We start from the raw sequence: 24299 nt of genomic DNA, 5'->3' as shown, positions 1-24299 counted from the left end.
AGCGTAACACCCGAACTTCAAGTCAGCGCGGCGCGACGATGTAGCGACCCAACCGCGACACGCTGCCGCTCACGGTATGAGTCACCGCGTCCACCTGTGCGCCAGGGACCTCTTGCGCGAAGCTCGTGTCGGGCTTCCAGTAGAGCGTGAGGGAAGCCTCGGAAGCGCCAGCGGGCATGAGGCTCGGCTCGTAGCGCACGGTCAGACGGACCGGCTTCTGGAGCGGCTGCTCGCCCGGCATGAAGGAGTAGTTGTGCGCCCCAGCGAACGTCGACCATCCGGAGGGCACCACCATGCCCGAGCGCCAGCTTCCAGGCTCGACTTGAAGCTCCGAGGCCACGGCCCCTGATGGAAGCTCCCAGCGAACCCGCCCTCCGTACATGGAGACGATTCCCCCTGCCGGTGTGAAGCGCGCGGAGTCACCGCACTGATTTGGACGCAGCTCGCCCGCATCCGTCAGGCCGGTGAAGGTGTCCTCGCCCGCGAGCCCATCCAGGATGCGGTGGTACTGATACATGGACGTGGCGAGCGGAACGCCCGGGTAGAGCACCTCCACGCCTTGTCCGCTCGACCACAGTGTGTCGATTCGTCGCACGCTCTCCGCGAGATGCGGATAGTCGAGCCCATGCTGCTGGCACAGGTTCCAGGCCGTGGGCGCGAGCAGCTCGTTCGTCGCATCACACAGGCTCCGCGCTTCTCCTCCGACGCGGTAGGAGATCGCGCGCACGAACCATTCGTGCGAGAGCTCATGGCGCAGGAAGAACACGACGTGCGCGTACTCGTGTGCCACCAGCACCTGGTTCTCGCGGGCCAGCGCGTTCTCCACCGTCAAAGGACGCGGGACGCTGGGGGGCTGCACGTGTGAAGCCTCCAGCTCCCAGAGGCAGACGTTCGACCCGGGCCCGGGGCCCTCCGGTGTGGTGTTCATGAACGCCGCGCCCGCGCGGTTCCCTGGACTCCCGCACACGCTGTCCGAGGCGAGGTGGATATCCACCGGCGTCATCTTCGGCACCACATCGACGCCCGTAAGTGACAGCAGGTCGTCCTTCACCGCGCGGAAGCCCTCGTAGCGGGCGAAGATGTACGGCTCCTCGATGGGGCAGGGGACCTGACAGACGATGCGGAACGTGTCTCCGGCGCGTTGGTAGGCAACGTAGGTCTGCCCGCCCAGCGTCACCGTCTGCGCGGGAATCGAGGGCACCTCGATGGGAGGACCCGCGTCGGTTCCGGCGTCGCCCCCCGCATCCATCCCACCATCGCGCCCCGCGTCGCGCCCCTGGACTCCCGCGTCGTCAGCGTCACCGGGGGACGGGTCCTCCTCGTCGCCACAGGCCGTGAGCAAGAGCAGCGTTCCGAGCAGGGCACATCGCGCGAGGTGAACGAGAGGCGAAGGAGAGGTCATGGGTGTGAGGTCCGGAACGAGGTGGCCTGCTGGGACCGATATGGCCCAGGTCGCGCGTCATGGGGACCCATCGTCCTTGGGGTTTCCGCATGAAATGGGTCGCCCATCGGGCCGAGTCACCACGCGCGGCGCTTTGTCCTGGCGGTGTTGATGGCGTGGGTGGGAGTATCCCTGGCGCATCATTCGAAGGGGCGCCATGTTTGATCATCCTCATCCGTGGGCCTGGGCCGGCTCGAGTTTGCTGGTCATCGCTGTTGGGGCGCTGGCCATCAGAAAGGTCCGGCAGCAGCGACACCGGCGGAACTGGATCCTCACCCATGGCCGACGGGTGAAGGCCACGTTGCGCGAAGTCACATACGATTCCATGTTCGCGGGCGACGAGGCCACCATGCACCTGCGGCTCCTGATGCACGAAGGGGAGCCGGGCAAGGACTGGCTCGTGGAGCAGGTGCGTTTGGTGCACGGGCGTGAGCTCATCCTCCGGCTGGTGCCCGGCACGGTGTTGGATGTGGCCTATGACCCCGCGGACCGTGAGAATCGTCCGGTGATTCTCCAAGTGGATGGCGACACCCTGATGTGAGTCGCAGCGACAGCGCCTCCCAATCAATGACAGTGGGAGGCACCGTTGAAGACCGCGAGGCGGTCAGGGTGCGCGGGCGCCGGTGCGCTGCTTCCACGCCGTGAGCAGGTGCTCGATGACTTCGTCCAGGCCCACGTCCTTCGTGACTTGGGTGAAGACGAACGGCCCGCTGCCGCGCATCTTCTTCGCGTCGCGCTCCATCACACCCAGGTCCGCGCCCACGTGCGGCGCCAGGTCCGTCTTGTTGATGATGAGCAGGTCCGACTGGGTGATGCCCGGCCCACCCTTGCGCGGCACCTTGTCCCCGCCCGCAACATCAATGACATACACCGTGTAGTCCGCCAGCTCCCGGCTGTACTGCGCCGCCAGGTTGTCGCCACCGCTCTCCACAATCAGCAGCTCCGGCGTCAGCTCCTCCATCAACTGCTCCAGCGCCAGCAGGTTGTGGCTGATGTCCTCGCGAATCGCCGCGTGCGGACACCCTCCCGTCTCCACCGCCTTGATTCGCTCCGGAGACAGCGCGTGGTTGCGGACCAGGAACTCCGCGTCCTCCTTCGTGAAGATGTCATTCGTCACCACGCCCAGCCGGTAGCGCTCGCGCAGCCTGCGGCACAGCGCCAGCACCAGCGCCGTCTTCCCACTCCCCACCGGCCCACCGATGCCGATGGTGAAGGCCCGCGACTGGTAGTCACGCTTCTTCGGCTCCTCCCGCTCCTCGAAGTGGCCCGGATGGTCCCACTCCTCATGCGTGTGGTCGTGCTCGTCGTCATGGCCATGGCCGCGGTGGTCATCGTCGTGCATGTGCGCTTCACCTCAGGACAGGAAGAGTCTCGAATAGAGCCGGTCGTGCGTGGAACCCAGCAAGTCCAACAGCGGTGAGGGCTGCGCCAGCTCCTCCAACCCCAGCCCCGCGCATCGCTCCAACACCGTGTCCAACAATGACGTCGCCTGATGCTGGAGCTGGTGCGACTCGTGCGTGCCGATGATGCCCAGCCGCACCGCCGCCGACAGCGTGCCTCTCAACGTCAGCGACAGATGCAGCCGCTGCGCCTCCGACAGCTCCACCTCCAGCACGTTCAACACCGCCCCGAACACCGGCGCATGGTGGAAGCCCAGCCCCGCCGCCCGCGCTGCCTCACGCAGCGGCCCCACCGGCCCCGGGAAGATGCGCGCGCACGTGTCCAGGAATGCTCGCCCCTGTGTGCGGCTCGCCCGGTGCGCCACATGGCTCGTGAGGAACGCCTCCGTGCGCGCGTCCAGCTCCGGCAATCGCGACGGCTCGCGATGCGCCGCGCTCAACAACGGAAGTGCCCCGTACCCCGCCTGCCACAGCAGCTCCCGCGCGAAGCGGCGCAGCTCCGGCGCCCCACGCACCTCGCCCGCCTGCACCGCCGCCTCCAGTCCCCCCGAGTGCGCGAAGCCTCCCGTGGGAAACCCCGAGTCCGCGAGCTGAAGCACCTTCCAGGAAGAGCCCATGGCGCGCGGCTCCCGGTCAGAACAACGAGTAGCGCTGCGCCAGCGGCAGCTTCACCGCGGCCTCACACCGCAACAGCTCTCCGTCCGCCCGCACCTCGTACGTCTCCGGGTCCACCGTGATGACCGGCAGCGCGTCGTTGAGCCGCATGTCCCGCTTGCTCAACCCCCGACACCGCTTCACCGCGACCACCCGCTTCATCAACCCCAGCTCGCGCGTCGTCCCTTCCGCCAACGCACGCGGAGAGACGAACACCACGCTGGTGGCCCCGAGCGCGCGTCCTCGCGCCCCGAACATGGGCCGCATCAAATACGGCTGTGGCGTCGGAATGGAGGCGTTCGCGTCCCCCATTTGTCCCCACGCGATGAAGCCGCCCTTGATGACCAGCTCCGGACGGATGCCGAAGAAGGCCGGCCGCCACAGCACCAGGTCCGCGAGCTTCCCCACCTCCACCGAACCGACCTCGTGCGACAGCCCATGGGCGATGGCCGGGTTGATGGTGTACTTCGCCACGTACCGCCGGATGCGCAGGTTGTCGTTGTCGCCGGCTTCCTGACTCAGCCGTCCACGCTGCTCGCGCATCTTGTGCGCCGTCTGCCACGTACGACAGATGACCTCGCCCACGCGCCCCATGGCCTGGCTGTCCGAGGACATGATGCTGATGGCGCCCAGGTCATGAAGGATGTCCTCGGCGGCAATCGTCTCGCCCCGGATGCGGCTCTCGGCGAAGGCCACGTCCTCGGGAATCTCACGGTCCAGGTGATGGCAGACCATGAGCATGTCGAGGTGCTCGTCCAGCGTGTTCACCGTGTACGGCCGCGTGGGGTTGGTGGACGAGGGCAACACGTTGTCCACACCGCACACGCGGATGATGTCCGGCGCATGGCCGCCACCCGCGCCCTCGGAGTGGTACGTGTGGATGGTGCGGCCCTTGATTGCCGCGAGCGAGTCATCCACGTAGCCCGACTCGTTGAGCGTGTCCGTGTGGATGGTGACCTGGATGTCCTCGTCCTCGGCCACGGTGAGGCACGTGTCGATGGCCGCGGGTGTGGTGCCCCAGTCCTCGTGCAGCTTCAGGCCGATGGCGCCCGCGCGAATCTGGTCGACCAGACCCTCCGGCATGGACGTGTTGCCCTTGCCCGTGAGGCCGATGTTGAGCGGAATCGTGTCCGTGGCCTGGAGCATCCGCTGGAGATTCCAGATGCCCGGCGTACACGTGGTCGCCTTCGTCCCCGTCGCGGGGCCCGTGCCTCCGCCCACCCACGTGGTGATGCCGCTGGCGAGCGCCTCGTCCGCCTGCTGCGGGCAGATGAAGTGGATATGTGTGTCCAGCCCGCCCGCCGTGACGAGGTGCCCCTCCGCGGAGATGGCCTCGGTGGTGACGCCCACCACCATGCCCGGCGTCACCCCGGCCATGATGTCCGGGTTGCCCGCCTTGCCGATGCCGACGATGCGGCCCGCCTTGATTCCGATGTCCGCCTTGTAGATGCCCGTCCAGTCGAGGATGAGCGCGTTGGTGAGGACCACGTCCAGCGCATCCGCGTCGCCGGCCCCCGCGCGCTGGCCCATGCCCTCGCGCAGCACCTTGCCTCCGCCGAACTTGCACTCGTCTCCGTAGACGGTGGCGTCACGCTCCACCTCCGCCCACAGCCCCGTGTCGCCCAGCCGCACCTTGTCTCCGGTGGTGGGCCCGAACATGTCCGCGTAGTGGCGCCGGTCCATCTTCCGACTCATTCGCGCTCCTCTTCATGGCCGAAGCCTTGCGCACGGACCGCTTCCATTCCGCGCTCGCGATTCTCGGCGGACACCTTGCCGCTGCCCAACGCGTTGCCGCCGCGCACCACCTGCTCGCCCGCGATGGCCACCAACTGCACCGTCTTGCGCTCACCCGGCTCGAAGCGCACCGCCGTGCCCGCGGGGATGTCGAGGCGCCGGCCGTAGGCCTTCTCGCGGTCGAAGGCGAGCGCGCGGTTCGTCTCGAAGAAGGGGTAGTGGCTGCCCACCTGGATGGGGCGGTCCCCCAGGTGCGTCACGGTGAGGGAGATGGTGTCGCGGCCCGCGTTGAGTTCGATGTCGCCGGGCAGCACGCGCACCTCACCGGGCACTCCATCCGACGTGGACACCGGCGCGCTGAAACGCTCCAGCGAAGGCACGGGGAGGAAGCTGCCATACAGTGCCAGCTCCAAATCCCCATGCTCGGCCACCACCGGGTGGTGCACCGTCACCAGCTTGGAGCCGTCCGGGAAGGTGCCCTCCACCTGCACCTCCGCGAGCATCTCCGGCACGCCCTCCATCACCTGCGCGCGCCCCAGGAATCGCCGCCCCAGGTCCATCAGCTCGGCGACGCTGCGGCCGTCACGGATGAACTCCAGCAACTGCGTGGCGATGAGGGCGACAGCCTCCGGGTAGCTCAGCCTCACCCCTCGGGCGAGCCGCTTCTGGGCCAGGAAGCCCGCCTGATGCAGCAACAGCTTGTCGACGTCGCGAGGGGACAGGTGCACGAGACCAACTCCCAGGGGCCCGAAGGCGCCATGACTTGACGCGTCAACAGTAGTGCAACGTGTCGGGCATCGCCAGGGAGGGGGCTCAGACGCGGCGGGCCCAGGGGTCGTCCCCGAGCAGCGCCGGGAGGAAGGAGAGCCAGTCGCGGGTGGTGCGCACCAGTTCCTCCACGGACACGGCGGCGGCGCGCACGAGCAGGCCGTGGGTGCCCAACGGGCTGGAGGAGGGGATGAGGGAGGCGCGCGAGGTGATGGGGATCGAGGTGACTCGGGCGTGCAGTGCCTCGCGCGCGGTGGCCAGCGCGGGGCCGACGAGGAGGAGGGTGGCCATGGCCTCGAAGCGGCCCAGGCGCTCCGGGAGCGTTCCGTGGCTGGGGTCCAACAGCCAGCGCTCGTCGATAATGGCGCGCTCGCCCACGCGGACGCGCAGGGTGGAGGCGTAGTGCGAGAACGCCCAGCGCTCGCCCCGGGCGCTGCGTCCGGAGGTGACGAGGTCCGCGAGGACGAGCGATGCGCCAGGCGCGAGCTGGAACGCGAGGGTCTGGCTGTATCGCGCGCCAGTGAAACACACGGTGGGGTCTGGCACCCAGGCGAGCAGGGCGTCCTCACCCACGCGGGCGGACACGTCGCTGCGACAGCCGGAGGGCGAGCGATAGACGCGGTTGGCTCCCTGGGAAGACAGCCATGCGGTGGCACCGGGCGCCACGTCCACCTCGAGCGAGAGGTGGTCTCCATCCACGAGGCCACCCCCGAACGAGCTGGTGTAGGCCCACGCGGCGTGGCCGTGGTTGCGCGGGGTGAGCAGGCGCAGCGGGCTGTGCGCCAGCGCCTTGCTCACCACGGTGCGTGGGCCCGAGCGCTCGAAGGCGAGGTGCGCGAAGCCCGCGCGTCGGGATGTCTCGGGGAGGGGTGACCGCGGGGCCAGACTCACCCGGTCAGCCTGGGCCAAACGAGGCTGGAGCACAACGCCCGGCCCGCCGACGTACGCGACTCGCGGCTGCAAGAGCGCGCTCGAAGACCCCCGGAGAAGAAGGGGAGCAGCGGCTGCGCCATGTCGTCGCGCATCCACGCCATGTCCAGAGCGACCCGCGAGGGCCCGTAGAGGAGGAGCGTGCCCCGCTTCGCCACGGGCGTCGCGCCGCGGGTGCGGCGAGCTTCGAGTCCCTCCGCACCCCCGGAAGGGCATGCCGGGCGATTGTCGTGAAATTTAGGTCATGTGACCTATATTGATTCCCATGGGGGCGGAAACACTCCGTGCCCGAGCGTGGGAGTCGCCATGGTGTCCGAGGGAAGTGTCGTGCTGGTGGGGGGCTACGGAGTGGTGGGCGCCCGGCTCGCCCGCCTGTTGAGGGAGCGTCATCCCGGGTTGCCGCTCGTCATCGCCGGTCGGAGGCTGGAGCCCGCGCGGGAGCTGGCCGCGCAGTTGGGTGGAGCCGAGGGTGTGGCGCTGGATATCCGCGCGCCCTCGCCCCTGGCGGCGCTGGGCGTGAAGCCTCGGGCCGTGGTGTCGCTGGTCAATGACCCGGAGGACCACCTGCTGATGTCGGCGGCGCGCGACGGCATTCCCGTGCTGGACATCACCCGGTGGACGTCGCGGGTGCGAGCCGCGGTGCTGCGGCTGTCGGGCACGCCTCCTCGGGGGCCGGTGATGCTGGGCTCGGCGTGGATGGCGGGGCTGGTGCCGCGACTGGTGGCGATGGCCGCGCGACGCCTGGGTCGGCTGGAGCACGTGGACGTGGGCATCCGCTTCGCGCTCGCGGACGAGGCGGGGCCGGACTCCCTGGAGTACATGGACCGGCTGGGGCTGTCCTTCGACGTGACGGAGCGCGGCCAGGAGCGCCAGGTGCTGCCCCTGACGGACGGGCGGCGCGTGACGTTCTCGGATGGAAGGAGCACGCGGGTGTTCCGGCTCGACACGCCCGAGCAGGCGACGCTGCCCATGGTGCTGGGCGCGCGCGGCGTGGCGACCCGGTTGGGGTTCGACTCGGGCTCGGCGACGTGGTCGCTGGTGGTGCTCCAGCGACTGGGCATCCTGCGTCTGCTCCAGCATCCCCGACTGACGCCGCTGCGCCGGGCGCTGCTGGCGACGAGCGGCACGGGCGGCGAGGCCGCGTGGCTCGCGGACCTCGAGGGCGAGCATGGCCGCACCCGCATCGAGGTGGTGGACCCGAAGGGTCAGGCGCACCTGACTGCGGTGGGCGCGCTGCTCGGCGTCGAGCGACTCCTGGGCCTGGATGGCGCGCCTCCTCCGTCCTCCGGCGTGTGGTTCCCGGAGCACGAGCCGAGGCCCGAGCAGATGCTGGCCACGCTGCGCGCGTGCGGCGTCACCGTGCGGCTCGATGAGGTAGCGTCGTCCGCCGAGGTGCCGACGAGGAAGGCGGCCTGATGCCCCCACGCGTGAGCAAGTCCCCCGGGAAGCTCCCCTCCGCGAAACCGCGAGAGGGCACGGCGGTCCATGCCAAGGGCCACGAGCGCGTGGAGAGCATCCTGGACGCGGCCATGGAGGTGCTGGTGGAGGACGGCTACGCGGGGCTGAGCCTGCGCGGCGTGGCCCAGCGCGCGGGGCTGCGCCTGGGCAATCTCCAGTACTACTTCCCCACCAAGCAGGACGTGGTGCGAGCGCTGCTCGCGCGCTACCTGGAGACCGCCATCCGCCGGGTGCGCGAGCGCATGGAAGGGGGAGGGCAGGACCCGGTGAAGCGCTCACGGCACGCGCTGGAGGCCCTGCTGGAGGACCAGGAGTCGCCCCAACACTTCCAGCTCTTCGCGGAGCTGTGGGCCCTGGCCGCGCGGGACACCATGGTGGCCGAAGCGCTGGGCGTCTTCTACGCGGGCTATCGCGAGGGCATCGTCGAGCTTTTGCGCGAGCTCGCGCCCGACCTCACGCCCGCCCGACGGGAGCGACGCGCGGCCCTGCTGATGGCCTTCTTCGAGGGGCTGTCGCTCTTTCGCGGCGGAGGCAGCCTGCGCGCCTCCTCCGTGCCCGGACTGGAACAGGAGCTGCGCGCCCTGTGGGACGACGTCGCCGGACGGACGTGAGCCTTCAGGGGCTCAGTCTTCTTCGGCGACGAGCACGGACTTGAGACGCTCCAGCGTCTCCGGGGAGACGTCCGTGAACGCGAGGCCTACTTCGAACCGGGCCACCGCGTCCTTGGGGAGCTTGCGCAGCCACGCCACGCGCGCGCGACATTCCAGCGTGGAGCCGTCTCCCGGAAACAGGTCCACTTCGAGCTGGGCGCCCTCGGCGTACTGCTCGTCGGAGTAGATGCGCACGCCTCCCAGGCTCGCGTCGAGCACCTGCCGCTTGTCGCCGAATTTCAGCCGGGCCGGGCGCGCATACAGCGGCGCCTGGAGACGGGGAAACAGACGACGGTCATCCGCTGGAATGCTCTTCGTGCTCACTTGGCTCATCTTCGGCACTCCCCCCGTCACAATCCGGCGGGTCTCACGGGCCTGTCACGAGCATAGGGGATTCAGAAGCCATGTGCAGGTGGGTCAATGGAACAACCCCGCCACCACCTCCAGCAACCCACCCACCGCTTCTCCCACCACATTCGCTCCCTCCACGGCCGCCCCGGCGGCGGAGCCCAGGCCCTCGCTGGCCGCCTCCACCGTGACGACCAGCATCTCTCCGACTTCCACCACGTCCGCCGCGTCTCCCGCCCGCTCCAGTGAGGCCGTCAGGACCTCGGCGGCCCGGGAGCGCTCGGGGCTGCCCGCCGTCACCTGGGACAGCGCCGCCGCCGCCGCAGCCGCTGCCGCCGCCGTGCCCACCACCGCCGCGCCCACCACGAGTGAACGCTTGGAGCGCTGGTGCCAGTCGATCAACGCCTTGAGTTCATTCGCATCCAGCCACAGGCCATGGCAGCTCCCACACAGGTCGACGGAGCACACCTCCGTGCGGACCTGGGAGAGGAACTCCGCGCAGGACGGACAGCGCGCGGCGGGTGCGCCACACAGCCCGCACAGCTCATGTGTCACTGAAACATGGTGTCGCGTGTGGCGACAACGCCGGGTCGCCGTCGGCAGGGCCGCCAGGACGGCCTCCGTCCTCCAGCCCGGTGCCAGCCGTTCCAACTCACCCGCGTCCAGCCAGTGGCCGTGACAGCGGGTGCAGGTGTCGACGGAGACACCTCGCAGGTCGATGACGCGCAGCGTGGGGGCAGGTTGTGGGCAGATGGGGCAGTCGCTCTTCATGCGATGTGCATCCTTCCATGAATCAGGGCGGAGGGATGCGCAGCCTGCGGCCATACGAGGGCACGCCCGCGTTGTTCACGATGAAGAGCTGGTAGTAGCCGGGCGGCGCGAGGTTGCGGTTGGCGGGCGTGGTGACGGTGAGACTGCCCGTGTTGCGTGTGAAGTTGAGCGTGAGCAGCCGCTGGTTCATGTCGAACGTGTGCGTCACCGAGCTGAGCGCGATGAGGGACACGCGGGAGATGTTGGCCGCGTCGGGCGTGGTGATGGTGAAGGTGCTCGCCGGCAGGGCGGTGGTGGGGGCCGCGGTGACGACGGGGCGCGCGCCCTTGAAGAGATAGGGCGGAGAGTAGATTTCCGCGGTGCGCTCGAGCCGTCCTCCCGCGGACAGCACGCGTCCGTCCGGCAGCAGCAGGGCGGTGGAGTGATAGCCGCGGTAGCGGACGTTGCTCGCCAGCGAGGTCCAGGTGTTGGTGGCCGGGTTGTAGACCTCCGCGTGATAGACGGGGAAGTCGGCCGAGTCGAAGCCGGGACCGCTGCTGCCACCGAGGACGAGCACGGTGCCGTCCGGCAGGAGCACCGCGTTGTGCTGGCGTCGTCGGATGCTCATCGCGGCCCGGTACTGCCAGGCGGGCGTGGCGGCGGTGAGGTCTATCTGTTCCATGGTGGCGGTGGGCGGCTCGCTGCCGCCGATGATGAGCACCTTGCCGTCCATGTACACGGCGGGGCCGTAGTTGCGGCCGCCGAAGAGGCTCTGCGGCCCGTTGGTCCAGGCGCCATTGCCGTTGGGGTCCAACCACAGCGAGAGGCGCAGGGAGCCCGCGTAGAAGAGCCGCCCGTTGGGTGCGAGGAACATCTTCGGGTAGTAGGGGAAGTTCTTCTGCGCGCTGGTCAGCGTCCTCCAGGTGCTGGTGCCCGCGATGAAGCGCTGGGGAATCTGGTTGATGTCGCCGGGCCCCGCGATTTCTCCGGAGGTGACCACCACGTCTCCGTTGGAGAGGGTCGTGTTGGTGGGGTACCAGCGCCCGTTGTTCATGTCCGGCAGGCGCGTCCAGGTGTTGGTGGCGAAGTCGAAGAGGCTCGCGTCATCGAGCCCCACGTGGCTCGCGATGTGTCCCCCCGAGACGAGCATCTTCCCGTTCGAGAGGAAGGAGTGGCCTGAGCAGAAGATGTTGTAGCCGGGGGAGGCAAACGTGGAGAGCGCCCCCGTGGTGGGGTCCCAGCGCATGGGAGGCAGGTCGCCCTCCTCGAACTCGCCGAAGAACATCACCTTGCCGTCGGGAAGCAGACTGAGGTGGGTGGCGGTGATGGGCCAGTTCATGACACTGGACCAGCGACCGACCTGCGCGGGGGTCTGCGCGCGGGCTGAAGTCGCCAGCAGCACGAGGCCGAGGAACCAGACCGCATGCGCGCGTGGCGAGAGGGTGAGGCCGATGGGCTTCATGAGCGCTCCGGTGAGTGCTTTCCAATGGCGGAGGCAGAACGTAGGGGCGCGGCGCAAAGTGCATAGCTGTTCTCGCGTCTCGAACAGTGCCGCTTGGGCGACGTGGCGCCCCCACCGGAGGGTCGTTGTCTCGCGGCGCGAATTGGCTTCGTCTCACGCTCGCGCGGAGGTCTCGACGTCGGTGTCCTCAAAGGGCGCCCGCGGTCGGCTCGCGCGGATGGAGGAGAAGTCCCGATGAGGTACCGGCGTCGTTTCCTGGGGATGGTGTGTCTGCTCGCGAGTTGTTCCTCTGCTCCGGGCTCGTCGGAGCCAGCGGGGGAGGCCGCATCCCCGCTCGTGAGCACCTGGGAGGCCTGCTCGCGGACCGCCGTGTCGCTGGGTGTCACGGCGGTGGAGGAGACACCGTTCTCGCCACCCCTGGCCCCCGGCCCGACGGGCCTGGTGTTCAGCGTGGACGACGGCGTGCGAGGTCGCGAGCCGTGGGTGAGCAACGGCGTGCCGGGAGCGGGGACCCGACTGCTGAAGGACCTCGTTGTCGGAAGCGGGAGCTCGGACCCCCGGTGGTTCACGCGGGTGGGGACTCAGGTGTTCTTCGCCGCCACGGACCCGGTGGCGGGGCGCGAGTTGTTCGCGACGGATGGCACCACTGACGGCACCCGACGCGTGAAGGACATCTGGCCCGGCGCGGTGGGCTCGTTCCCGACCGAGTTGTTCGCGTTCAAGGGGCTGCTCTACTTCACGGCGGGAGACCCGGTGCACGGGCGCGAGCTGTGGCGCAGCGACGGCACGTCCGCGGGCACGTTCCTGGTGGAGGACCTGGAGGTGGGGACCGAGGACTCGTCTCCGTCCCAGCTCACCCAGGGAGGAGATGGCGCGCTGTATTTCCTGCGCTCGGCGCTCAGCACCTTCACGTTGTTGATGCGCACGGAGGGCGGCCCCGGCGCCGTGGAGGTGTTCCGCACGCCGAGCGACCAGGGCATCCCGAGTCCGCTGACGCCCGTGGGCCGCAAGCTGTTCTTCGTCGAGGGCGGCGTGCACGGAGGCGGCGGCTCCCACGGCAGGAGCGGGACGTTGATGGTGACGGACGCGGGCGCGACGCCGGTGATGCTGGGCCAGTTCGGGATGGTGGGAGAGCTGGCGGGAGTGGACGGGAAGTTGCTGTTCGGCGCCTCACCGCACATGGCCATCGAGGACATGGAGCTGTGGCGCAGCGACGGCACCCCCGCGGGCACCACGCGGGTGGAGGACATCCGCCCGGGACCCGAGGGCTCGTATCCCGAGCACTTCGCGGTGCTGGGCAACCAGCTCTTCTTCGCCGCGAATGACGGCGTCTATGGCGTGGAGCCCTGGGACAGCGACGGCACGGAGCAGCGCACGCGCCTGTTCGGAGACCTGGAGGCCGGAGCGGGCAGCTCGTTCCCGAGCGAGCTGACGACGCTCGAGGACCTGCTCTTCTTCGGCGCGTCCATTCGCAACCGGGGCGCGGAGCCGTGGGTGGGCGACGGGGTGCGCATCTCCACGGTGTCCCTGACGGAAATCGCGCCCGGGCCGCTCTCCTCCAGCCCGAGGAGTTTCACGCGCTCCCAGGACCATGCGTTCTTCACCGCCGAGGACAACACGGGCGTCCGGCGGCTGTATGCCCTGCTCATCCGGCCGGATGGGGGGTGTCCTCCCTGAGCCGGTGAGTCCAGGCGGGCACGGCGGCACCGGGACGTTGTAGACAGGGGGCATGGCCCTTCCGTGGGAGAACGGTGCCCTCCGTGGCACGCGGGTGCGGTGTCCGGGCTGCACCCGCTTCAACACGCCCGGCATCCGGTGTCCCAGCTGCGCGTGCGGCCCGGTGCCGCCCGAGCACTACGGCGCCGCGCGCATGCTGCTGCACGCGGGCGTGGACCGCTTCTCGGTGGTGGGGCGACTGGAGGCGCTGGAGCCCTCCCTGTCCTGGCAGTTGGAGTCCCAGTACGCCGCGCGGTGGGCGGACGTGCTGCGCGTCGTCGCGGACGTGCGCGAGTGCCAGCCCTTCCTGACGCTGCCGGACTTCGCGGAGGACGCCGAGGACCGCTGGGCCGAACAGCTCCCGTGGACCCAGCCGCCCATCCCTGAATCCTCCTCCGATGAGGATGACGAGGACTTTCTGGCGGCGATGTTCCAGCGCAGCCAGGCTCCCGAGGTCCGCCAGCTCGCGGCGCTCGCCAAGGTCCAGCTGAGACAGGACACGCGGGACATGTTCTCCACCGTCCTGTCCTGTCTGTACCAGGAGGGACGCGCGGCGATGGAGGCCGCGCTTGCCCTGACTCGCTGGCGGGTGTGGAGCCGCACGCGGTTGCAGCGGCAGCAGCGCGAGTTCATCGAGCGCCACGCGCGCGACATCTTCGCGGGCTTCCCGGAGCACACCGCGCGCGCCGCGGTGGCCTGGGTGCGCGCCACCGGCAAGCCGCCCGAAGTGGACCTGCTCTTCGCGCTGCGCGAGGGGCTGCGCTCTCCGGACGAGGACCTCCGCTTCGAGTGCGCGCTCGTGCTCCAGGACGAGCCGGGGCTGCTCGCCGCGCTGGACTCGGAGGACGCGGAGGTGGTGACGGAGGCGCGGGGGGCGCTGGCGTCGCTCGGCTCGTCGGCGCTGCTCGAGCGCCTCCGCGAGACGGGAGACGCGGCCTTCGTCCGGGATGTGCTGCGACGACTGCCTTCACCGCCCACGCTGGAGGTGCTGGACGCGGTGCTCGCCGTCAGCGCGCGGGAGCCGGACGCGCTCGCGGACGCGGTGCAGTCCTGGGCCCGCAACATGCCCTTCGAGCGCCTGTCACCGGAGGTCCAGGCCCGCTGGGGGGCGTGGGCTCGCGACACGCTGGGCACGTGGCCCGCGCGCAACGTGATGCGGTGGCTGGAGTGGGCCACCGAGGAGCGCGAGGCCCGGGCCACGCCGGCCGCGCGCGCGTTTCATGACGCCGCCGTTCGAGCGCTCCGCGTCGCGCCCTCCTCCGAGCGCGCGGAGCTGGTGAGGGCGGGCGCCTTCACGAGCCTCCTCGCGCTGGGCGATGTGGAGGAGCTGACGCTGGTGCACTCGTGGGCGCGGGACGCCGCGTGCGCGAAGGAGCTGCTGGACCTGCTGGTGTCGCTGCCGGGGCGGCTGGACCGCCTGGCGCCAGAACTGGGGCGAGGCCGCTCGGCGCGGCTGCTGATGGCGGCGTGGGAGCGGCCCGCGCGCGCGGCGGTGCTGGCCCCGCTGGCGAAGGCGGTGCGCTCCTGGAGCGGCATCTCCGGCCGTGAGGAGCTCATCGACGCCGTGTGGCTGCGCTTCCAGTGCCACCCCAGCGAGCGCGCGGAGCTGCTGGCCGCCTTCACGCCCTGGCGACAGGAGCTGTGGGAGCGCCAGCTCGCGGCGGAGCCGGACGCCATCGCCACCTTCGAGACGTGGTGGCGCGCGGACTCGCAGCTCCAGCTCCCGGGGCTGGTGGGGTGGCTGTTGGGTGACGTCTCCGCCCAGACGCTGGCCGAGCGGCTCCCCTTCGTCTGGGCGGCCGCGGAGGCGCGGGTGGATGCGTGGCCGCGCTCCACCTCGCACGCGGTGTCCTCCGCGTCCGCGCCGCTCAACAATGCGCTGCGCCAGGGGCACGACTTCCTCATCCCCGACGTGGAGCGCTTCATGGCGTGGCTCCCGGACTTCGAGCGGCGCGTGCGCGAGGCGCCCGTCGCGGAGGCCGAGTCCAGCTACCACCGGGACCTGCTGGAGGACATCCACGTCGACGTGAAGATGATGGGCGAGTACCTGGAGCGTCGGCGGGACGAGGAGGAGCGTCGGCGCCAGGACGAGCTGAGGCGGCGCGTGGAGGAGTCCCGACGCAGGGACCAGCAGCGGCAGATGGAGCTGGCCCAGCTCGAGGCCGACCGCATCCGGCAGGAGCAGGAAGCGCACCGCGCGCGGCTGATGAGCGCGGTGGCCCAGATGGGAACGCCCATGTCCCCGGAGCGGTGGTTCCAGTCCAGCCCCCGGGTGGATGCACAGGACCTGGACACGGAGGTCATCCTCCCCGGGGCGACGCTGGGCACGCTGCTGGAGTACGCGCGGGTGCTCAAGGCGATGAGCGTGTGTGGCAACTCGCTGGAGGTCTTCGAGGCGCGCGGCCTGTCGATTGCCGACTGGAGCACGGAGGCGCAGGCCTGGATACAAGCGATGATGCGGCGCCCGGAGCTGAGCGTGCGCTTCGCGCAGCTGCTGACGGCGCCCTGGAACTGAGCGCCGCCAGTCACCCGGCTCGAAGCCTCCGCTACTGCGCGGAGGAGCCGCCGTCGAGGACGAACTCCGAGCCCGTCATCAGCTTCGACTCGTCGGACGCGAGGTACACGACGGCGTGGGCGATGTCGTCCGGCTCGCCCAGGTGCCCCAGGGGGATGCTGCGCCGCATGCCCTCGCGCGCCTTGTCGGGCATCCCGCTGGCTTCCATCAGCGCCTTCACCATGGTCGTCTCGACGAAGGTGGGGTGGATGGAGTTGCAGCGGATGCCGTAGCCCTGCTGCGCGCAGTGCAGCGCCACCGACTTGGTGAACATGCGCACGGCGCCCTTGGCGCTGCCATAGGCGGGCAGGGTGGGCACGCCGATGAGGCCCGCCAGCGAGGAGATGTTGATGATGGAGCCCCTGGCGCCACACTGGCGCATGGCGCGGATGCCGTGTTTGCAGCCCAGGAACGTGCCGTCCAGGTTGACCGCGTGCACCAGCCGCCACTCCTCCAGGGAGAGGTTCTCCACGTCCTTGGGGATGCCCAGGCCCGCGTTGTTGACGAGCACGTCCAGCCGGCCGAACTGCTCCAGCGTCGTGTCGATGGCGCGAATCCAGTCCTCCTCGCGGGTGACGTCCAGCGGGAGGAACAGACCCTTGCCCTCGCCCAGGGACGCGGCCACTTCGCGCCCGAGCGCCTCCTGGCTCGCGCGGTCCGTCACCACGACCTTCGCGCCCTCGCGCGCCAGCATCCGCGCGGACGCGCTGCCAAGGCCCCCCGCCGCGCCGGTGATGAGTGCCACCTTGCCTTCCACGCGTTTCATCGTCGTGTGCCTTTCAGGGCTGCGAGTTGGAATCAAACCGGACCGTTGGGCGTGAGCAGCACCTTGCCGCCCCGTCCACCTTCCATGGCGCGCGCCAGGGCTTCCTGGATGGCGTCCAGCGAGAAGGTGCCTTCCACCGCCGTCTTCAGCGTGCCGTCCGCCAGGAGCTTCGACAGCCGGGCGTAGGTCTCGCGCTGGTGCTCGCGCTCGGCGCGCTTCAACCACAGCACCAGCCAGAAGCCGCGCAGGGTGACGTCCTTGAAGATGGTGGCCGCCGCCGACAGCTTGGGGCCCTTGCCGCTCATGACGCCGTAGTTGACCACCGTGCCACCGGTGGCGAGCGAGTCGCCGAGCCGCCGCGTGGAGTCGCCGCCCACGCCATCGATGGCCAGCCGCACCTTCGCGCCGCCCGTCGCCGCGCGCACCCGCTCCGGCAAATCGTCCGTGTCCGTGAGCACGACATCCGCGCCCAGCGCGAGCAGCTCCGGCGCCAGCTCCTCGCGGCGCACGACGTTGAGCGTCTTGTAGCCAGCCTGCTTCGCCAGGGTGATGAGGTAGCGGCCCACCGCGGAGTTGGCCGCGTTCTGGAGCACCCAGTCTCCGGACTGGAGGGTGACGAACTCGCGCAGCATGATGTCCGCGGTGGGCGGGTTGACGAACAGCATGGACGCCTGCTTCACGTCCGTGCCCTTGGGCACCGGCGTCAGTCCCTCGGCGGGGGCGACCAGGTGGGTGCGCCATGTCCCCGAGCCCAGCGGCAGGAAGACGACGTCTCCCACCTTCACCGCCGAGGAGTCCTTCACCTCCACCACGCGGCCCACGCCCTCGTTGCCCGGCACCGCCGGCAGCTTGGGCAGCGAGCCGTACTGTCCGGAGAGGGTGAGCACGTCCGAGGGATTGATGGGCGCGGCCAACACTTCGATGCGGACCTCACCCGACTTCAGCTCCGCGTCGGGCTCCTCCACCACCTCCACCACTTTCAACGGGTGCCCGAACTTCGAAAACCGGACCGCTTTCATGTGTTGCTCCGTGTGCGCGCGGGAAATCGGGCCCTCACCCTAGCGACCTTCGGCGCCGGAGCCGAGCACGCACTCCGCGTCGCTCGGGCAACCGGTGCTCCGGGGTGGGGGGACCAGGCTCGGATGTCCACCGGCTGACTCGGGAAGAGGGAGGTGGCCGCCGTGCGGCGGACGGCCCTCGCCATCCCGTGGGGGGCTGTCCACCTTCCACGGTGACTCGGGGCGCAGGGATGGTGAGGAGGCGACGGTGAGCAACGCGCGCGGGGAAATGACCCTCGGCCGACCGATGGATGCCGCGATGGCGGTGCCTTCGGTGTCGGGGTCCTGGCGACGAAAGGTGACGGGGCTGCTGCGGCCCGTCTTCGCGGTGGCCGGACTGGGGATGCTGGCGCTGCTGGTGCGAAAGGCAGGGCCCCAGGAGCTGGGCGGGGTGCTGCTGGCCGCCGCGCCCTGGCTGCCGTGGGTGGCGCTGCTGGAGCTGGGACGTCAGGGCATGGACGCGCTCGCGACGCGCGCCTCCTATGGCGCCAGGGCGGAGCACGTCCCGCTGAAGGTGCTGGCGCGCGCGCAGCTCATCGGCACGGCGGTGTCCAGCATGGCGCCCGCGGGCCGCGCGGCGGCGGAGGCGACCAAGGCGGCGCTGCTGTCGCCCCACATGGGAGGCGCCACGGCCACCGCGGCGGCGGCCACGTCGCAGGCGGCCTCGCTGGCGGCGGGAGGGCTCATCTCCTTTCCCTGCGCCGTGGCGTCCTTCCTGCTGACGGGCTGGTCCGCCTTCACCCTGGCCATGCTGGGCCATGGCGTGGTGCTGGTGGTGGCCTCCACCGGCCTGCGCGCGTGCATGCGCGCACGCAAGCCCTGTGCGTGGCTCGCGCGCCGCTCCCAGCGCTGGGCCCACCACACGGAACAGTTCCGTGTGACGGCCTGTCACGGCACCCTGCTGCCCTGGGGCCCCGTGCTGGCCTTCCTGGGCAGCCGCACGCTGCAGGTGGCGCAGTACGCGGTGCTGACGCACGCGGTGGGCATCGACACGTCGCTGGTGCAGGCCCTCTTCTCGCAAGGTCTCTACCTCTGCGCGCTGGCGGTGGGCTCTCTGGTGCCCGGGCAACTGGGCGTCAGCGACGGCGCCTTCGCGCTGGCGGCGGGCGTGTTGGACACCACCACCGCGCGAGCCATGTCGGTGGCACTGCTGAGCCATCTGGTGCAGCTCGTCTTCGTCGCGGCCGGCGCGCTCACGCCGCTGGTGTGGCGGGTGCGCCCGGCACCTCGGCCGGCTTCACCTTCACCGGTGTACCGTTGAAGGCGGCGTTGCCGCTGAGCAGGTCCACGGCGCGGTCATCCGTCAGGTCGTTCTGACTGATGCCCGCGTGCTCGGCGGCGATGCGCTGGCCCGTGCCCTGACGGCGGTGGCCGTAGCCGTGCGGCAGGCTCACCACGCCTCGCATGACGTCGTCCGTCACCGCCACCGGCACCGTCACTTCGCCCACGCGCGAGGTGACGACGGCGGCCACTCCGTCGACGAGGCCCAGCCGCGAGGCATCCTCCGGGTGCACCATCAACGTGCAGCGCGGCTTGCCCTTCACCAGCCCCGCCACGTTGTGCATCCAGGAGTTGTTGTCGCGCAGGTGTCGCCGGCCGATGAGCAGCAGCTCTCCGTCGCGCGGCTCACAGGCGGCGCCCTCCGGGAAGGTCTCTCGCAGGCGGCGCACGTCCGCCATCAGCGGCGCGGGCGCCAGTTGGATGCGCCGGTCCTTCGTCTGGAGCCGGCCCAGCAGACACGGTTGGAGCGGGCCCAGGTCCACGCCGTGCGGTGACGCGCGCAGCTTCGCCAGGGACAGGCCATCGCGCAGTGGATGGAAGCGGGCACCGTAGGGCCCCATGCGCAGGCCGATATCCAGCACTCGCTCCGGCCCCATCCGCGTGAGGGCCTGGTACTTCAGGGTCTGCCGCAGCGAGGGCCGGCCCCGGCGCAGGTTCTCCAGGCGGTGCTGGAGCGCCAGGACGACCTGCCAGTCCTGACGTCCCTCCGGCCCGGGCTGGAAGAGGGGCGGCGAGTACTTGGCGGTGTTGCGCACCGACAGAACGTGGAAGGCCACGTCGTAGTGGCCGCGCTCCAGCGGGGAGACGGGCGGGAGGATGAGGTTTGCGTGGCGCGTCGTCTCGTTGAGGTACGGGTCCAGGCTCACCATGAAGTCCAGGCCCTCCAGCGCACGCTCCAACTGCGGACCGTTGGGCGTGGAGAGCACGGGGTTGCCGGCCATGGTGACGAGCGCGCGGATGCGGCCCTCGCCCGGGGTGAGCATCTCCTCGGCGAGCACGGCGGCGGGCAGCTCTCCGCCGACCTCCGGAAGTCCGCGCACGCGGCTCTTCCAGCGGCCGTAGCTGCCGCGTCCGAGCGCCATCGCCTTGGGCCCGCCGACGACGTCGAACGCGGGCTGGGTGAACATGGCGCCGCCCTGACGGTCCAGGTTGCCCGTCACCGTGTTGAGGACGTTGATGAGCCACTGGCACAGCGAGCCGAACGGCTGGGTGGACAGGCCCATGCGCCCGTAGCAGACGGCCTGCTCGGTGGAGAGGAAGTCGCGGGCGATTCCGCGCAGCGTTTCGGCGGGCACTCCGGTGTGGGGCGCCACCCGCTCGGGCGGGAAGTCGCGCGCAAGCTCTCGCACGGCCTCCAGGCCCTCCAGGTGCGCGGCCAGGTGGCTTGCGCGCGGCATGTTCTCCACGAGCACGACGTGCAGCAGCGCCAGCAGCGCGAGCGCGTCCGTGCCGGGGCGGATGAAGATGTGGCTGTCGGCGATGGCGGCCGACTCCGTGCGGCGCGGGTCCACGACGATGAGCTTGCCGCCGCGCTGCTGAATCGCGCGCAGCCGGGCGCGGATGTCGGGCGCCGTCATCAGGCTGCCGTTGGACGCGAGCGGGTTGGCGCCCATGACGAGCAGGTATTGCGTGCGGTCCAGGTCCGGGATGGGCGTGAGGAGCTGGTGGCCGAACATGAAGTACGACACGAGCTGGTGGGGGAGCTGGTCCACCGACGTGGCGGAGAAGCGGTTGCGTGAGCGCAGCGCGCGCACCAGCTCCGGGCCGAACACCATGTTGCCCAGGTTGTGCACGTTGGGGTTGCCCAGGTACGAGGCCACCGCGTCGCGGCCGTGCTCCTTCTGCACGGCGTGGATTCGTTTCGCCGCCTCGTCGAGCGCGTCATCCCACGACACGCGCTCCCAGCCCGTCGCCGTGCGCCGCATCGGATGGCGCAGCCGGTCCGGGTCCTCATGCAAGTCCTTCAGCGCCAGCGCCTTGGGACACACGTGGCCCCGACTGAACGGGTCCTCGTCGTCTCCTCGGATGGCGGTGATTTTCTCGCCCTCCAGCTCGATGCGCAGGCCGCACATGGCCTCGCACAGGTTGCACGTACGGAAGTGGACCCGGGACGTAGCCGTCGCGCTCATGCGCGGCACTCTACATCGCCCATGAGAGCGCCAATGCCTGTCAGCGCCGCGTTTCGCTCTGCGGTTTCAGGGCTGACGGTGGCGGCAAGCACATGAAAGGATTGCGGCGAGAGGGGAACAAATGCGCCGAATGTGGTCGTGGGTCGCCGTCGCGGGGGTGTCGCTGTCGTCCGTCGCGCTGGGGGACGAGGTGAAGGGCGACCGGGAGGAGCAGGGCAGGACCAGGACGCTGCGCTTCACCAAGAAGGACGCGGTGGTGGGGCAGGCCGAAGAGCACCGATTGCTCGTGGAGATGAAGCAGGACTTCACGATGACCGCGCCGGACATGGAGCCGGAGGCCATCTCGGGGACGAGCACGATGGTCCAGACGGACGTCCTCACGCCGCTCGCGGCGAAGGGGCGCATCGTCACCCGAGCGAAGATCGCCTATGGCGAGGTCGTGGAGGTGACGACGGAGGAAGGAAAGGAGACGCGCAAGCTGTCTCCCGTCAATGGGAAGGCCTACCTGGGGGAATACAAGAAGGGTCGCATCGTGGTGACGAGTCTCCAGGGCAAGCCGGTGAAGAAGGAGGAGCAAACGGCGGTGCTCGAAGACCTTGATGGGTTGGGCAAGGAGAACCCGCTGGTCGCGGCCATTCCCGACGAGCCGCTCAAGGTCGGCGACAGCGTGGAGCGCCTCGCCAAGATGTTCGAAGCGGAGTTTCAGAAGAAGGGAGAGGCCGACGACGGGATGACGTTTCGTGGCATCAGCGTCCGTCTCACGGAGATTCGCCAGGATGCGCGCGGGCCCATGGGTGTCTTCTCCGTAGCCGCCACATTCGTGTTCGCGGCGGACGAGGAGAGCCCCGTCTCGATGGAGATCACCTACCAGGGGACGATGAATGTCCTGGCCGATGGACCGGAGACCACCAGCATCTCCCTGGCGGGTCCCATGACGCTCACCCCCACTCCGGAGATGTACCAGCTGGGCATGCGCGTCACGGGCAAGGGCGACTCGCGCCTCGTGCTCACCACCAAGGTCCTGCCTCCCCCGCCGAAGAAGTGACGACACGGCGCGTCAGCGGCGTGTCGAAGGTGTGACGGGAATGGTCCGGCGCGCCGCATGAATGGCTGGTTGCTCCGCGGAGTGGCGAAGGCGTGACAGGGCGCTGACAGAGAATGGGCAGGGTTCGTGGTTAGAGGGTTCACATGTTCCTGCACGCGCTCGGCCACTTCCATCCGCCCAACCTCCTGACCAACGCCTTCCTCGAGGAGCTGGGGCTCGAGACCTCGGACGCGTGGATTCTGGAGCGGGTGGGCATCCGCTCCCGTCACACGGTGCTGCCGCTGGAGTACCTGCGGGAGACGCGCAACCGGGACGTGCGGGCCGCTCAAGAGGCGGCCCTCTTCAGCAACGCGGAGACCGGGGCGCGGGCGGCGCGGATGGCGCTCGAGCGCGCGGGGCTGAAGCCGTCCGACATCGGCCTCGTCGTCGCGGGCGGCTGCAGTCCGGACGAGTGCATCCCCGCCGAGTCCAACCGCGTGGCGCAGGTGCTGGGCATCGACGCTCCGGCGGTGGACCTCCAGAGCGCCTGCTCCTCGTTCTGCACGCAGCTGCACTTCCTCACGGGGATGCGGCCGGAGCGCCTGCCGGAGTACGTGCTCGTGGTGAACATGGACAACTCCACGCGCGTCGTCGACTACACGGACCGCTCCAGCGCGGTGCTGTGGGGGGACGGCTCGGCGGCGGCGGTGCTCTCTCCTCGCGTGCCCGGGCGGTGGCGAATCACCGAGACGCGGCTGGCGGGAGACCCGTCGGGCGCGGACAAGGTGCGGGTGCCGCGCATCGGCCACTTCACCCAGCACGGCGCGGAGGTGCAGAAGTTCGCCATCCGCCGCGCGGGCGAGACGTTCCTGGATTTGCGCGCCCACTACCTGGTCCAGCACCCCGGCAAGGGCAACGAGGACGTCACCTTCATTGGCCACCAGGCCAACCTGCGCATGCTGGAGGCCGTCCAGCGCCGCTGCGAGGTGCCCGAGTCCCGCCACCGCTTCAACGTCCACCTCCGGGGCAACACCGGCGCGGCCGGGGCTCCAGGCGTGCTGAGCGAGCACTGGGACGACGCCTCCCTGGGCGACGCGGTGGTGCTCAGCGTCGTCGGCAGCGGCCTCACCTGGGCCGGCGCCCTGCTCGAGCGCACCAGCGCCGGCACCCCCTGACCCCCCCGCCTGGCCGGCCCGGATGCCCGGAACCCGACCTGTCATGAAGCCTGCTGCCCCGCACGTCGGAGAGCACTGGTATGTTCTCCAACGAGCGTCATGGCCCTGAATCACCCCGACATCCCCCTCCTGCTCCCGACCTGGTGCCCCGGCGGTCCCTCCGTGGGTTTGACACCGGGCGTGGGCTGGGACTCACCGGCGGTCTTCTCCGTCCACCAGACCACAGGGGCACGGACGGATCTGCTGGCGGTGGGGCGGGGGCGTGTGCACCTATCCCGGCACCGTACTCGGACGGGGCGGGGGTCGGACGCATGAGAGAGCAGGCGTGGCGGAAGAGCGCGCAGTGGCTCGTGCTGGGGTTGGTTCTGGCGACGGGCGTGGCGCAGGCAGGGCAGAAGCAGGTGGGCGGGGTCCGCATGCCGGACTCGATGACGCTCCAGGGGCGCACGGTGGAGCTCGCCCACATGGAGCTGCACAAGCGCTTCATCTTCAAGGTCTACGTGTGGAGCCTCTATCTGGAGGACCGCCCACGCAGCGCGTCGGAGGCCATCGCCTCCAACTCCGTGAAGCGGCTGCACTTCCGCTTCCTGCGCGACATCACCCGCTCGCAGCTCGTGGACAGCCTCCGCAACGGCCTGAACCGCAGCGCGGAGCTGCGCGAGGGGCCCTTGTCCCAGCAGCTGGGCGTCATGCTCGACTCCATGCGTGACGTGGAGAAGGGCGGGGACCTCATCATCACCTACACGCCCGGGGGCGGACTGGAGATCGGCGGCGCGGCCAGCGGCGGCGTCTTCATCCCCGGCAAGACGTTCGCCGACGCGCTCTTCTCCGTCTGGCTGGACGTGCACCCCATCTTCCCGCGCTGAGGGCCGCGCCGCCGTGGCCCCCCTGGCCCACCCGCCAGGGCGCCGGGCTGGCGAAATGCCCGTGTGGGTTCTTCCTGACCTTGGCGCTCCCGAGCAGTAAGGTGGTGCTCCAACCATCGTTGTCGGGAGAACCCA

The 24299-nt window shown here is 70.0% G+C and carries 21 protein-coding genes; 9 read left to right on the top strand and 12 right to left on the bottom strand.

Annotated features, from left to right (window positions below):
* Window positions 1-22 precede the first annotated feature (22 nt).
* Window positions 23-1402, bottom strand: coding sequence for a hypothetical protein (locus HUA74_RS30270; protein WP_174457327.1), 1380 nt, complete (start codon window positions 1400-1402; stop codon window positions 23-25).
* Window positions 1403-1598: 196 nt separating this feature from the next.
* Between HUA74_RS30270 and HUA74_RS45205 the strand changes: the two genes are divergently transcribed.
* A complete protein-coding gene (locus HUA74_RS45205) occupies window positions 1599-1982 on the top strand; it encodes a hypothetical protein (protein ID WP_174459869.1) in 384 nt (127 codons plus the stop codon).
* Window positions 1983-2045: 63 nt separating this feature from the next.
* On the opposite strand, the gene ureG is transcribed toward HUA74_RS45205, so the two are convergent.
* The 5 genes from ureG to HUA74_RS30240 form a co-directional block, all read right to left on the bottom strand.
* Complete coding sequence (gene ureG, locus HUA74_RS30260) at window positions 2046-2783, bottom strand: urease accessory protein UreG (protein WP_174457325.1); 738 nt, start codon at window positions 2781-2783, stop codon at window positions 2046-2048.
* A gap of 12 nt (window positions 2784-2795) precedes the next feature.
* Window positions 2796-3458, bottom strand: coding sequence for an urease accessory protein UreF (locus tag HUA74_RS30255; RefSeq protein WP_141640999.1), 663 nt, complete (start codon window positions 3456-3458; stop codon window positions 2796-2798).
* A 16-nt stretch (window positions 3459-3474) separates the two neighbouring features.
* Window positions 3475-5190, bottom strand: a complete 1716-nt coding sequence (ureC, locus tag HUA74_RS30250; protein WP_141640998.1) for an urease subunit alpha — start codon at window positions 5188-5190, stop codon at window positions 3475-3477.
* The gene (gene ureA, locus HUA74_RS30245; protein ID WP_141640997.1) at window positions 5187-5957 is read right to left on the bottom strand and encodes an urease subunit gamma; all 771 of its coding nucleotides are present in this window, start codon (window positions 5955-5957) and stop codon (window positions 5187-5189) included. Before ureA ends, ureC begins: the two co-directional genes overlap by 4 nt.
* 85 nt (window positions 5958-6042) lie before the next feature.
* The gene (locus tag HUA74_RS30240) at window positions 6043-6888 is read right to left on the bottom strand and encodes an urease accessory protein UreD (RefSeq protein ID WP_371817325.1); all 846 of its coding nucleotides are present in this window, start codon (window positions 6886-6888) and stop codon (window positions 6043-6045) included.
* Between the two features lie 345 nt (window positions 6889-7233).
* On the opposite strand from HUA74_RS30240, the gene HUA74_RS30235 reads away from it, so the two are divergent.
* Both HUA74_RS30235 and HUA74_RS30230 read left to right on the top strand, forming a co-directional pair.
* The gene (locus HUA74_RS30235) at window positions 7234-8343 is read left to right on the top strand and encodes a saccharopine dehydrogenase (protein WP_141640996.1); all 1110 of its coding nucleotides are present in this window, start codon (window positions 7234-7236) and stop codon (window positions 8341-8343) included.
* Complete coding sequence (locus tag HUA74_RS30230; protein ID WP_174457323.1) at window positions 8343-8996, top strand: TetR/AcrR family transcriptional regulator; 654 nt, start codon at window positions 8343-8345, stop codon at window positions 8994-8996. Before HUA74_RS30235 ends, HUA74_RS30230 begins: the two co-directional genes overlap by 1 nt.
* 12 nt (window positions 8997-9008) lie before the next feature.
* On the opposite strand, the gene HUA74_RS30225 is transcribed toward HUA74_RS30230, so the two are convergent.
* The 3 genes from HUA74_RS30225 to HUA74_RS30215 form a co-directional block, all read right to left on the bottom strand.
* Window positions 9009-9368: a PilZ domain-containing protein gene (locus HUA74_RS30225; protein WP_141640994.1), complete on the bottom strand. Its 360-nt coding sequence runs from the start codon at window positions 9366-9368 to the stop codon at window positions 9009-9011.
* An 84-nt stretch (window positions 9369-9452) separates the two neighbouring features.
* On the bottom strand, window positions 9453-10154 hold the full coding sequence (locus tag HUA74_RS30220) for a zf-TFIIB domain-containing protein (RefSeq protein ID WP_174457322.1): 702 nt from the start codon (window positions 10152-10154) through the stop codon (window positions 9453-9455).
* A 22-nt stretch (window positions 10155-10176) separates the two neighbouring features.
* On the bottom strand, window positions 10177-11595 hold the full coding sequence (locus HUA74_RS30215) for a galactose oxidase-like domain-containing protein (protein WP_174457321.1): 1419 nt from the start codon (window positions 11593-11595) through the stop codon (window positions 10177-10179).
* A gap of 234 nt (window positions 11596-11829) precedes the next feature.
* Here HUA74_RS30215 and HUA74_RS30210 point away from each other — a divergent pair, with 234 nt between their 5' ends.
* Window positions 11830-13272, top strand: a complete 1443-nt coding sequence (locus HUA74_RS30210; protein WP_174457320.1) for an ELWxxDGT repeat protein — start codon at window positions 11830-11832, stop codon at window positions 13270-13272.
* 52 nt (window positions 13273-13324) lie between these two features.
* Window positions 13325-15826: a hypothetical protein gene (locus HUA74_RS30205; RefSeq protein ID WP_174457319.1), complete on the top strand. Its 2502-nt coding sequence runs from the start codon at window positions 13325-13327 to the stop codon at window positions 15824-15826.
* 31 nt (window positions 15827-15857) lie between these two features.
* Here the strand turns inward: HUA74_RS30205 and HUA74_RS30200 are convergent, their stop codons facing one another.
* Together HUA74_RS30200 and HUA74_RS46700 are read right to left on the bottom strand one after the other, a co-directional pair.
* A complete protein-coding gene (locus HUA74_RS30200; protein ID WP_174457318.1) occupies window positions 15858-16631 on the bottom strand; it encodes a glucose 1-dehydrogenase in 774 nt (257 codons plus the stop codon).
* A gap of 32 nt (window positions 16632-16663) precedes the next feature.
* Window positions 16664-17650: a zinc-dependent alcohol dehydrogenase family protein gene (locus tag HUA74_RS46700; protein WP_174457317.1), complete on the bottom strand. Its 987-nt coding sequence runs from the start codon at window positions 17648-17650 to the stop codon at window positions 16664-16666.
* 298 nt (window positions 17651-17948) lie between these two features.
* Here HUA74_RS46700 and HUA74_RS30190 point away from each other — a divergent pair, with 298 nt between their 5' ends.
* Window positions 17949-18950 carry a lysylphosphatidylglycerol synthase domain-containing protein gene (locus tag HUA74_RS30190; RefSeq protein ID WP_254625310.1) on the top strand — a complete coding sequence of 334 codons (1002 nt, stop codon included), beginning with the start codon at window positions 17949-17951 and terminating at the stop codon, window positions 18948-18950.
* Here the strand turns inward: HUA74_RS30190 and HUA74_RS30185 are convergent.
* Window positions 18883-21099 carry a molybdopterin oxidoreductase family protein gene (locus HUA74_RS30185; RefSeq protein ID WP_174457316.1) on the bottom strand — a complete coding sequence of 739 codons (2217 nt, stop codon included), beginning with the start codon at window positions 21097-21099 and terminating at the stop codon, window positions 18883-18885. The genes HUA74_RS30190 and HUA74_RS30185 overlap by 68 nt on opposite strands.
* Before the next feature lie 121 nt (window positions 21100-21220).
* Between HUA74_RS30185 and HUA74_RS30180 the strand changes: the two genes are divergently transcribed.
* From HUA74_RS30180 to HUA74_RS30170, 3 genes are all read left to right on the top strand, one after another.
* Window positions 21221-22144, top strand: coding sequence for a hypothetical protein (locus HUA74_RS30180; protein ID WP_174457315.1), 924 nt, complete (start codon window positions 21221-21223; stop codon window positions 22142-22144).
* A gap of 143 nt (window positions 22145-22287) precedes the next feature.
* Window positions 22288-23298, top strand: coding sequence for a 3-oxoacyl-ACP synthase III family protein (locus HUA74_RS30175; protein ID WP_174457314.1), 1011 nt, complete (start codon window positions 22288-22290; stop codon window positions 23296-23298).
* 311 nt (window positions 23299-23609) lie between these two features.
* Window positions 23610-24164 carry a chalcone isomerase family protein gene (locus HUA74_RS30170; RefSeq protein WP_141640984.1) on the top strand — a complete coding sequence of 185 codons (555 nt, stop codon included), beginning with the start codon at window positions 23610-23612 and terminating at the stop codon, window positions 24162-24164.
* The last annotated feature ends 135 nt before the right edge of the window (window positions 24165-24299 follow it).

Origin of the sequence: Myxococcus sp. CA051A (genome assembly GCF_013336705.1) — a bacterium.
In the GTDB taxonomy this organism is placed as follows: Bacteria; Myxococcota; Myxococcia; order Myxococcales; family Myxococcaceae; genus Myxococcus; species Myxococcus llanfairpwllgwyngyllgogerychwyrndrobwllllantysiliogogogochensis.
This window is presented reverse-complemented; position numbering and strand designations above follow the sequence as displayed.